Below are 11,084 nucleotides of genomic sequence, written 5' to 3' on the forward strand. Positions count from 1 at the left end.
AAAGAACAGCTCATTTCAAAACAGGTGATGCTTACCTCAACTAAACATTTTTTTATATGAAAGTAAAATTCTACATGCTAATGATACTGTTGGCTGCAGGGGTTTTTAGTGCTTTTTCACTGATGGCCCAATCCACAGTGTCCGGTAAGATAACTTCTTCGGAGGATGAAAACCCGCTGCCGGGTGTAAACATCATCGTGAAAGGGACTACCATTGGAACTGTGACTGATATAGATGGTAACTATCGTATCAACGTTCCGGAAGGAAAAAACACATTGTCGTTTTCATTCATCGGTTATGTCTCGCAGGATGTACCGGTAAACGGACGCAATGAAATCAATGTCGTATTAAATTCTGATGCGCAGCAACTTTCTGAAGTTGTTGTTACTGCCGTAAACATTGAGCGTGAAAAAAGAGCCCTAGGCTATGCAGTAACTGACCTTGATGGTGAAAAGATAGCACAAAAGGCAGAGCCTGATCCGGTTAGGGCATTACAGGGAAAAGTACCAGGCGTTAACATCATTGGTGGGGGTGGGGCGGTCGCTGCCGGGACGAATATTACCATACGTGGAAATTCATCATTACTAGGTAACAACCAGCCGCTATTTGTGGTAGATGGTGTGCCTTTTGACAATTCTACCTTTCAGACAGGAAGCTTTTCTCAGGGAGGAACTACTTCTTCCAACCGTTCTTTTGACCTTGATCCTAATAACATTGAGTCTATGACTGTACTTAAAGGAGCGGCTGCTTCGGCACTGTATGGGTCCAGAGCGGCGAATGGGGTGATAGTTATTACGACCAAGGCGGGGCGCAAAGGTACAAGCAAAGGCTTGGAAGTAACTTATAATGGTTCTTACTCCGTTGAACAGGTGTCAAATTTGCCCGATTACCAATTCCAGTATATGCAGGGCAACAACTTTAAATATGTAGATGGAAATTTTGGTACCTGGGGTGCTCCCTTTGATACCAACCATCCCGCCTGGCAGAATCCCTTAAACGCAGACCTGATTTTGGGTACCGATGATCAGGGGAGGGCATTAGTAGCGCACCCTTACGATCGCTATCCTGATCGTTTTCCTAATCTGGTGGAGGCTACCGTTCCTATTGAGGGATATAATACACCTGAGGCATTTTTCAGGAATGGATATGTTTTTGAAAATGCGGTAACGGTCTCTGCCGGTAACGAAAAAGCCAATTTTACTGCCGGTGCTTCCCGAACGACAAATGAAGGAATTGTGCCAAACAATTCTGTGACACGTACCAGCGTCAATGTAGGAGGTAACGCAACTTTGGAGAACGGAATCTTTATCAATGGAAGTATTAACTATGTAAATACTGACCTCACTTCTCCTCCCATCACAGGTTTGGGAACCGCTGGTACCAGTGTCAACGAGCGCCTGCTTTTTACGCCACCCAATGTAAATGTAGCAGGCTATCCTATACAGGATGCGGAAGGAAACAGTGCATTTTATCGCCCTGATAATGACAACCCCTACTGGTTGGCACGTTATGCTCCTCACACTTCCAAGGTAGACCGCTATTACGGTAAGGTATCAGTAGGCTATGACCTCACTGACTGGTTGACCGTACAATATCAGGCAGGATTTAATGCTTACACTGACCGTCGGCTGAATGTAATTCCGGCAGGTAGTAGCCAGTGGCCGGTAGGGCTAATGACCTCCGATGATATAGCACGTTCCGAAATAGATGGCAACCTTCTTCTGACTGCAAATACCAATCTCACAGAGGACATTGGGCTGAAGGTAATTGCCGGACATAATGCGAATCAGCGCACAATAGAAAGACAATCTTTTCAGGGTACCGGTATCATTGTCAGGGGAATTCATGATATGGACAATCTGCAAACAGTGATCCCTAATCGTGGGGGTTTTGAAAGAGTCCGCTATCAGGCGCTATTCGCCGATGTGGGGCTGTCCTATAAAAACTGGGCATTTTTGAACCTGGTAGGGCGTAATGACTGGCACTCAGGACTGCCCGAAGATGAGCGGAGCTTTTTCTACTCAGGGGTGAGCGGCTCTTTTGTACTTACTGATGCGCTGGAGATAGAGTCAGGCTTTCTTGATTTCGTAAAAATAAGAGCAGGTTTGGCTACCTCAGGAAACGACCTTGACCCTTATCTGACCCGTACCGTGTTTGTGACTAATTCCGCGTTAGGAAATAACATCGCCAGATTGGAATATCCCTTTAATAGTGTGAATGTACAGTCCTTGAGCAATCAGATAGGTAATGCTGACTTAAAACCTGAATTTACTACAGAGTTTGAAGTGGGGGCGGAAATTAGGCTGCTGGATAACCGGATCGGGATTGATTTCACTTACTACGATCGCTGGACGAGGGATCAGATCGTGCCTATTGATGTGGCTCCATCTACCGGATACTGGACATCTATCGCGAATATAGGTCAGGTAAGTAATACCGGGGTTGAAGTGGGATTAGACCTTACGCCAATTCGTACCAGTGGCGGGTTTAGCTGGAACATCTTCTCTGCCTTTACCAAAAACAAAAATACAGTAGACGAAATAGGCAATGGCCTGACAGAGATTTTTGTCGGTGGTTTTGGTAATGCTGTCAGGATCGTACATCGCGAGGGAGAGCCCTATGGCCAGATTTTAGGTTCAGTGGCAGCACGCCATACTGATGGCCAGTTGCTGGTAGATCCCGGCACCGGTAAGCTGATTGAAAAGACAGAGTTTGAAATTATCGGTGACCCTAATCCTGACTTTATCCTGGGCGTAACCAATACGTTCAGCTGGAAAGGACTTTCACTCAATGTGTTGGTTGACTGGCGTAAGGGAGGCGATATGTATTCAGACTCTTATACGCAGATATTTGGTCGCGGACTGACTACCGAAACCATACCTGATGGCCCCAGAGGCAGGGAAGTAACTTTGGTTATTCCGGGAGTATTAGGCGACCCCAGCTCACAGGAAGCCGTACTGGATGAGAACGGACAGGTGATTCAGAATGGCACGCAGCTAACGGTAAACGACTGGTTTTTTATCAATTCATTTGGAAGTGCCGGTCCGGAAGAGTTTGCGGTGTTTGATGCTTCTACGATACGCCTTAGAGAGGTTACCCTTTCTTATGAACTTCCCAACGGACTGCTGGAAAGAACGCCCTTCGGCTCTGCCAGTATTGCGTTTACCGGCCGCAACCTGTGGTACGAAGCCTATAATTTCCCTAAAAGCCTGAACCTGGACCCTGAGACAAGCTCTCTGGGTGCGGGCAATGTGCAAAACCTGGGCGCTAGCTCAGATGGTTCAGGAAACGCTCAGGGGATAGACTTTGGCGTAATTCCCACTACCCGTCGTTTTGGAGTAAACCTTCGCTTAACTTTCTAAAGGCATAGACATGAGAACAATAAACAAATATACATTATTAGTACTGCTCATCTTTGTTTTCAGCGCCTGTGGTGAAGATTGGCTGGATATCAACCAGGACCCCAATAATCCGCAGGATGGTACATTGAACCTGATTTTACCTGCGGCTCAGTCAGCCAAGGCATTTCGTATGACAAGAGACATCAACAAAAATACGATGGTATTTACCCGGCAGATTTACGACCTCAGTGAAAGCCAGTACACTCAGGACCCTACTACTTATTCTAATGACTATGATGGGCTTTTTGCCAATTCGTTGAAGGAAATGCAGGAAGTCATTGAGCAGGGAACTGAGCAGGAAGCCTGGAACTATGTAGGCGTGGCAAAGATCATGAAAGCCCATACCTACTCCATTATGGTTGATCTGTGGGGGGACCTGCCATTCTCTGAGTCATTAAACGGAGAAGAAGTACGCTCTCCGGAGTTTACCTCTGCCAATACCATTTACGATGCGCTCCTCACGCTCATAGATGAAGCCCTGACTGATCTGGAGAAAGAGTCTACCCTAACATTGGAAGGGGATTTGATTTATGGAGGTGACCTGGAGCAGTGGACAATGGCTGCCAATACGCTCAAACTCAGGCTTTATCTGAACCTCAGATTAGTTGATCCACAGAGAGCAACCACTGGTATCAACACATTGATCAGTGGAGGGAATTTGATTACCGACAATGCAGATGACTACGAATTTCAGTTTGCCAGTTCATTGACACCTAACAATCGCCATCCACTTTATCAGATAGAGTATGTGGATGGAGATAAGGATTATTACATGAGCAACTATTTTATGTATAACCTGATCAAAAAAGCAGACCCTCGTCTGCCGTTTTATATCTACCGCCAGGGAAGTGATGACGAGCTGGATTTTGAGACTACCCCTTGTAGTAACCGTACCGACTGTGTATACGGGCTGCTCAGCGCTACTGACTTGGGGGAAGCGGGAGAAGGCTACATCGGCAGGGATCACGGAGATCCTTCCGGCATCCCCGGTGACAATGAGATCAGGGCTACTTTTGGGGTGTATCCGATTGGTGGGGAATATGATGATAATGAGCGGGATGAAGCCGGTCAGGGTGATGGTGGACAAGGAGCAGGCATAATTCCCTACCTCAGCAATGCTATGCGGGCGTTTATGCTGGCAGAAGCTAAAATTACATTGCCTGGCGTAACAGTAGGTGAAACCGTAGAAGCCTATTTGGAAGAAGGGATACGTGCCTCCATGGGAAAGGTAGAGGCAATAGGCCTGGCACTGGATGAAGATGCCGAGCCTATGGATGAAGATGCCATTGATGCCTATGTCGCTGATCGTCTACAGGAGTTTAGTGATGCAGAGGGGAATAATCTCAAACTGAATGTAGTGATCAAAGAGAAATATTATTCACTCTTTGGCAATGGTATGGAAGCTTTTACCGATCTCCGCAGAACCGGTTTTCCTGCTGATTTGCCAAATAGCCTTGCTCCGGCAGCTCCATTTCCATTGCGCTTGCCCTACTCTATCACTGAGTTAAATACCAACAGTAACGCGCCATCACCTCCTCCGGCTTTGGACACACCGATATTTTGGGATATCAACTGAAGCCAAATTTTCCACTAAGATGAAACTAAGATGAAGAAATATAATATAGTAGCACTTTGTATAGGGGTATTGGTCTCCTTGAATGCCTGTGAAGAAGAGCGATGGGGAAATATCCCCAATTTGAATGAAAATGTTGGAGCTATTACGCTCATAGATGTCAATGAAGAGAAGTCTTTTTTCAACGCGCTGAATGCCCTGGAAGGGCAGGAGGTAGAATTTGAAATAGACGTAGATGGCTTTGATGAGACCGATGTAAACACGGTAGATATTGAACTGACTTTTACAGAGAAAGACGCCACTACTGATGCCGAAGGTAATCCTGCTGATCTGGCTTATGATCCTGTATTGCTCAAAACGGTTAACACCTTTCCTTCTACAGTAACTGTTACTGTTGAAGAAGTAATTGCCGCAATTCAGGCGTTTAAACCGGAGTTTACCGTAAAAGACCTTGAGGTGGGAGATAATTTCAACCTTACTTTCCCAATTAATACCGCTGACGGCAGACGGTTGACCACCGCCCTGAACTCAGACTTATGTCAGGAACCGGTACAGCCCTCATTTGGAGGTTGTAATGTGACCTGGAGTGTATCCTGTCCTTCCGAAATTCCTGAAGGGACGTATACCGCGGTCACGGATGCTACTTCTACCGATCCCTGTTGTACGGTTCCACTGGAAGGTTATACATATGAAGTTACCTTAACCGAAGAAGCTCCCGGTGAATATGCGCTGAGTGATATCTACGGTGGAATTTACATTGAATGGTATGACGTATACGGCGCTGATAGTGAAGAAAAGCGTACGCTGACAGACGTGTGCAACACCCTTTCAGCATCCTTTAATGATATATTTGGAGGTGGAGTCACCATCACCGGCACGTATGACCCTACAACAGGTAGTATTCAACTGGAAGGTAATAATACGTTTGGGGACGTGTGGTCAACTACCTTGACACCAGATGAATAATCATATCTGCCTGTCAGACAAGTTATATGGAAAACTATACTACGGTACATTTCTGGTTTGTGTCTCACAGACCAGGGCATAGCCGTGGGCTTGTGTCTCACAGCCCATTTGTACCGTAGTATAATGGAAAACTATGTCTAAGCTATCGCAACGAGGAGATATTTATCTACTGATTAGCTTTGACAAGTTCAAATCAAATATTGAAAAAGGAAGCCCCGGAGTTTCCTTTTTTCTTTTCAATACAAATTTGAGCATCATGAAAACCTTTTTATCCTTATTAATTGTCGCAATAATTTATTCTTCGGCATATGGGCAACTTGATCCGGGTATTGAGTCTGGAATTTTCCGTTTGGAGAAGGGTACATTTGACAGCCATCAGCTCATGATTGGCAGGAAGCTTCCTCCCCCGGAGGTAGAGGGAACTTACTATCTCAGCGAAAATTGGCAGGAGGGTAGTTTTGTAATGAAAGACGGAAGAAAGTCAGCCAGGTATCCATTAAGATATGATGTTGAAAATGCGTTACTGGAGATTGACTGGAACGGACAAATTAAAGTGGTCGGAGAAGAACTACTCACTTTATTTATGTGGAAAAATAGTGAGACAGACAAAACGCAGACCTTCATCAATGGACAGCGGTTTACTTATGCAGGAGCTGCTTTGTCAGGCTTCCTAGAGCTAATTTATAGTGGCTCAGACACCTTACTCTTAAAAACAGAAGCTTATATCAAAGAACCCACCTATGTAGAAGGTTTGGACATGGGAAAAAGAAGCGCTGAAATTCATAAGCGTGACATATTTTATGTATGTCAGGATGCTAAACTTACTGAAATTAAAAGGCGAAAAGATGTACTAAACGCAGTTGAGCCCTCACAACGCCAGGCGGTCAGGGATTTTATGAAGAAATCAAATGTAAAACCAGACAGCAGGGAAGGGCTAAGCAGTCTCTGGCAGTTTTATGAGTCGGAAGTTCAGCCCTAAGCAGTAGAATAGAGAGGAAGCTGGTTTTTCCAGAATTAAAACGAACTAAAATTCTGATTCTTAAAAAAAGCTGTGCCCCATCGTAACAAATGCGCCAAGCATTTTAAGCGAATTACAGTCTGATTTTGTAAAATCGTTAGATAATCACCCTGGTTTTTGGCAAGAGTTCTAAAAATTACCACAAAGTAGGGGATAGCGTTTTGCGTCTTAAACCGCAATATTTGTAAAGTAACCTTCAAAAAAACGAATACAATTTTTGACTTTTTTTATTAACCCAATTAACACCACAGCCCATGATTAGAATTAATTTTAGAGAGGACGAAGTTGAAGCCCTCAAGTTTGAACGCTATCACAATGCGAGTGCCCGTATCCAGCAAAAAATGGAAGCATTGTACCTGAAAAGCAAGGGCCTGCCTCATAATGAAATATGCCGTATCTGTGAGATATCAAAAACCACTTTGATTACTTATCTGAGAGAGTACCAGAAAGGTGGAATAGACAAGCTGAAATCTGAAACCAAGTACAAAGGTAGAGTGAAAGAAGTAAAACCTACCCGTATGGGATACAAGTATATTTCTGAGCAGGCTTATGCCTGAAGCCCGCTTAGGCTTTAGTAGAAGCAGGTATCTCTGGTGCCTGCTTTTTTTGTTTCCAGCGGTTATGTGACCATAACCATTCCGCAGGGCGTTCCCGGATCGCCTCCTCAATCAACCTCACATACTGTTCAGTGATATAATGCGCATCCTGTCTGAAAGGAGGCGCATCTATCACTTTGAAATCTATGCTATAGTACCCACGCTTGATACGCTTCATATTGACCACGAAGGCCGGTCGCTTCAGCTTATGCGCAATACGTTCAGGTCCTTCATAAAAGCCTGTTTCCTGGTTTAGAAAACTGGTGTAGTGTTGATACTGACTGCTTTTTGCCCTTTGGTCGGCTACCATAGCGGTAATGCTGACTTTTTTTTGTAGCATCATACTTCGGAAAGAAGTGCGTTTTTCTATGGGCGTGGCCCCGAACCTGCCCCTGATTTTTCGCATGAGCTGGTCAAAAAAGTTGTTTTTCAGGCGCATATAGACAGCGTCAATATGAAAGGGTAACTGTGCGCTGCATGATACCAACATCCATTCCCAGTTTCCCTGATGGGAAGAAAGTCCGATGACTGACTGACCTTTTTCAAAGAAAGGAGTGATAGCTTCGGGATTAAGCAACTGTACTCTTCGGTTGAGGTCTTCTTTTGAAATCGTTAAGGTTTTTACACATTCTACCACTACATCCCCCAAATGACGGTAGAACTGATTTTTGATCTGATGGAGCTCCTTTTCAGTTTTTTCAGGAAATGAAGCGCTGAGGTTTTTGAGAATTACCTGTTTGCGGTAACCCACCACATATCTCAGCAAAAAATACATAAAGTCTGAGATCAGATAGAGTACCGGAAAAGGTAAGTGCGATATGAGTTTAAGGAAGATCATAAAAAGCAGGCGAAATTATAGGTAATCAACGGAAAATGCTGAACTTTGCGGCATAAAATTTAAGCATAAAAGTATAAGCAAGAGGATAAAGCATTGAAAATTTCCGCATCATTATATTCAAATAAAGTTAAGTCGCTGGAAGAACTGGTAAAAGAACTGGATGCGCTTAATATTGATTCCTTTCATATTGATTGCAACGATAATCCGGCAGTCTTTGATGATATCGCACAGATCAGGAAGATCAGTGGTACACCCATTGACCTGCATATCATTTCTTCGGAGCCAGAGAAATACCTGGACCAGATTGTACGCCATGAGATAGAGTACGTGCAATTTCAGTATGAGGATATGCGAGGGAAAAATTTCAGCCTCCCGAAAAACCGTACGCAGTATGGTCTGGCGGTGGTTTCAGATACGCCGCTGGAAATTTTTGAGCAGTATCAGGATCAATATTCCTTTATTCTGCTGATGACGACCACGCCCGGCCAGAGTGGAGGTGTCTTCCGGAAAGACAATTTTAACCGCATTCGCAGATTTGGAAAGATGTTTCCCGCTAAGAAAATCCATGTGGATGGTGGAGTGAATGATGAAGTCTCTTTTATCCTGAGAAGTATGGGCGTAGATTCTGCGGTATCCGGTTCTTTTTTGGTCAATCATACCTCTATGGGCGCCGCCCTGATGGGACTTAAAATGCAGGACGTAAGCTCTCACTACCAGGTAAAAGATATAGTCATTGACAAAGAAAATCTTCCGGTACTGGACATTAACACCTGCACTTTCCCTGAAGTGCTCCAAGCCATAGAAAGCTTTGACCTTGGCTTTACTTTGTTTACAGATAATAGCCAAAAACTCGCTGGAATTGCGAGTAATGCTGATGTGAGAAGAGGGTTACTCAATAATATTGAAGATTTCAACCAAACCCGTGTGGCTGATGTAGTAAACACTACACCCATAAGCATACGGGAAGAGGCCACTATTTCTGATATGCTGGCTTTGGTCACCAGTAAATCATTTCCTATTTTGTTTTTGCCGGTAGTCAACGCAAACCAGCAACTTACCGGCGCGGTAACATTTAATAACCTAATCAGAGGAGAAGTATGATTATTCATCTGAAAGAAAATATAGACGAAATTGAAGCGGTTAAGCTTGCGGAGCAAAGCAGGTCAGCTTATTACAAAAAGCACGGTCAGTATGTGCTGATCACCTCCTCTTCGGATAAGGAACTTCCTGCTGCCCTGGAATCTGTTGCCGACGAATATTTTGTGATGAGCAGTGATATTCAACTGGCGAGCAGGCAGTATAGAGCGCAGGTACGGGAAGTTCAGGTAGGAAAAAACGTGCAACTGGGTGGTGCTCATGATAATACCCTGCTAATCACCGGCCCCTGTTCTATTGAGTCCAAAGAGCAGATTACCCAAAGTGCGAACTTACTGAAAGAGCTGAACATCACTACGCTGCGTGCCGGTTGCTTTAAGCCCAGAACCTCGCCCTACTCTTTTCAGGGATTAGGGATGGAAGGCCTGCGAATGCTGGCTGAAGTACGCGAAGAGTACGGACTCAATATTATTACTGAAGTAAGAGATGCCACCCATGTAGATGCGGTCATTGAATATGCGGATATTGTACAGGTAGGCTCCAAGGCTATGTATGATCAGGGGATTTTGAGGACTTGTGGCAAAGCGAACAAACCGGTACTGCTGAAAAGACATTTCGGGGCTACTTTGCAGGAGTTTGTACAGGCTGCCGAGTTTATTCTTTCCGGAGGTAATGAGCAGGTGATGCTATGCGAAAGAGGGATTCGTACCTTTGAAACCAAAACCCGTTTCTCCTTAGACTTATGTGGAGTAGCTTATCTGAAAGAACACACCAACCTGCCGGTAGTGCTTGATCCCAGCCATGCAATGGGGATTGCTTACGGTATTCCTGATTTGACGCGTGCCTGTGTAGCGATGGGTGTGGATGGGCTGCTGATAGAAACGCACCCTACGCCTAAAACCGCCAAGTCCGATGCTGCGCAGCAACTTAATCATGATGAGTTCCGTGCCTTGTATCGCACCCTTGAGCCCATTGCCGGAGCAATAGGAAGGAGAATTATATAGTATAATGCGATGCAACACTTTGTTTTAAGGTTCTTATCCTGACCAAAACCATAACACTAAGAACTAACGCACTAAAAACTATAAGCACCCAGAACTTTTTTAAACTCATGTTCCTAGAACTCCGCCACATCAAACTTATAGTATTGGATATTGATGGTACACTTACCGACGGAGGTGTATACATCACCGAGAATGGAGATGAATTCAAAAAATACAATACCAAAGATGGGATGGCCATCAAGCGTCTGATCAAAAAAGGAATACATATCGCTTTCCTGAGTGCCAGCAGTAGCTTAAGAACGGTGACCAAAAGAGCGGAAATGCTGGGCGTAAAATATTGCTATGTTGGTAACCACCCTAAAACCGAAGTGCTACATTCCTGGCTAGAAGAGCTGAAGCTTGAGCTGTCACAGGTACTTTTTATGGGAGATGATATAAACGACCTGGAAATTATGAGGAAAGTAGGAGTGTCTGCCTGTCCGGCGGATGCAGTTCCGCATATCAGAGAAGAAGCTAAAATCGTGCTCTCCCGCAAAGGAGGGGATGCCTGCTTCCGTGAATTAGTTGACCTTTATTTTCCTCTGTTGGATTAG

9 protein-coding genes are annotated in these 11,084 nt (G+C 44.6%); 8 read left to right on the forward strand and 1 reads right to left on the reverse strand.

What is annotated here, in order from left to right; all coding sequences use genetic code 11:
• Positions 1–56: 56 nt before the first annotated feature.
• The 5 genes from OKW21_RS04835 (at position 57) to OKW21_RS04855 (ending at position 7,515) form a co-directional block, all read left to right on the forward strand.
• Positions 57–3,362, forward strand: coding sequence for a SusC/RagA family TonB-linked outer membrane protein (locus OKW21_RS04835; RefSeq protein ID WP_277477823.1), 3,306 nt, complete (start codon positions 57–59; stop codon positions 3,360–3,362).
• Between the two features lie 10 nt (positions 3,363–3,372).
• Positions 3,373–4,977 carry a SusD/RagB family nutrient-binding outer membrane lipoprotein gene (locus OKW21_RS04840; RefSeq protein WP_277477824.1) on the forward strand — a complete coding sequence of 535 codons (1,605 nt, stop codon included), beginning with the start codon at positions 3,373–3,375 and terminating at the stop codon, positions 4,975–4,977.
• A 30-nt stretch (positions 4,978–5,007) separates the two neighbouring features.
• Complete coding sequence (locus tag OKW21_RS04845) at positions 5,008–5,940, forward strand: hypothetical protein (protein ID WP_277477825.1); 933 nt, start codon at positions 5,008–5,010, stop codon at positions 5,938–5,940.
• A gap of 133 nt (positions 5,941–6,073) precedes the next feature.
• Positions 6,074–6,919 carry a hypothetical protein gene (locus OKW21_RS04850; protein ID WP_277477826.1) on the forward strand — a complete coding sequence of 282 codons (846 nt, stop codon included), beginning with the start codon at positions 6,074–6,076 and terminating at the stop codon, positions 6,917–6,919.
• A 293-nt stretch (positions 6,920–7,212) separates the two neighbouring features.
• Entirely contained in the window at positions 7,213–7,515 is a 303-nt protein-coding gene (locus OKW21_RS04855) for a helix-turn-helix domain-containing protein (RefSeq protein WP_277477827.1), read from the forward strand.
• A gap of 7 nt (positions 7,516–7,522) precedes the next feature.
• Here OKW21_RS04855 and OKW21_RS04860 read toward each other — a convergent pair whose 3' ends face one another.
• Complete coding sequence (locus tag OKW21_RS04860; protein ID WP_277477828.1) at positions 7,523–8,392, reverse strand: lysophospholipid acyltransferase family protein; 870 nt, start codon at positions 8,390–8,392, stop codon at positions 7,523–7,525.
• Positions 8,393–8,485: 93 nt separating this feature from the next.
• Between OKW21_RS04860 and OKW21_RS04865 the strand changes: the two genes are divergently transcribed.
• From OKW21_RS04865 to OKW21_RS04875, 3 genes are all read left to right on the forward strand, one after another.
• Positions 8,486–9,493 carry a CBS domain-containing protein gene (locus OKW21_RS04865; RefSeq protein WP_277477831.1) on the forward strand — a complete coding sequence of 336 codons (1,008 nt, stop codon included), beginning with the start codon at positions 8,486–8,488 and terminating at the stop codon, positions 9,491–9,493.
• Positions 9,490–10,491 carry a 3-deoxy-7-phosphoheptulonate synthase gene (gene aroF / locus OKW21_RS04870; RefSeq protein WP_277477832.1) on the forward strand — a complete coding sequence of 334 codons (1,002 nt, stop codon included), beginning with the start codon at positions 9,490–9,492 and terminating at the stop codon, positions 10,489–10,491. The genes OKW21_RS04865 and aroF overlap by 4 nt, the downstream gene beginning before the upstream one ends.
• A gap of 107 nt (positions 10,492–10,598) precedes the next feature.
• Positions 10,599–11,084: a KdsC family phosphatase gene (locus OKW21_RS04875; RefSeq protein ID WP_277477833.1), complete on the forward strand. Its 486-nt coding sequence runs from the start codon at positions 10,599–10,601 to the stop codon at positions 11,082–11,084.

The sequence above is a fragment of the Catalinimonas alkaloidigena genome (assembly GCF_029504655.1).
GTDB classification, from domain to species: Bacteria; Bacteroidota; Bacteroidia; order Cytophagales; family Cyclobacteriaceae; genus Catalinimonas; species Catalinimonas alkaloidigena.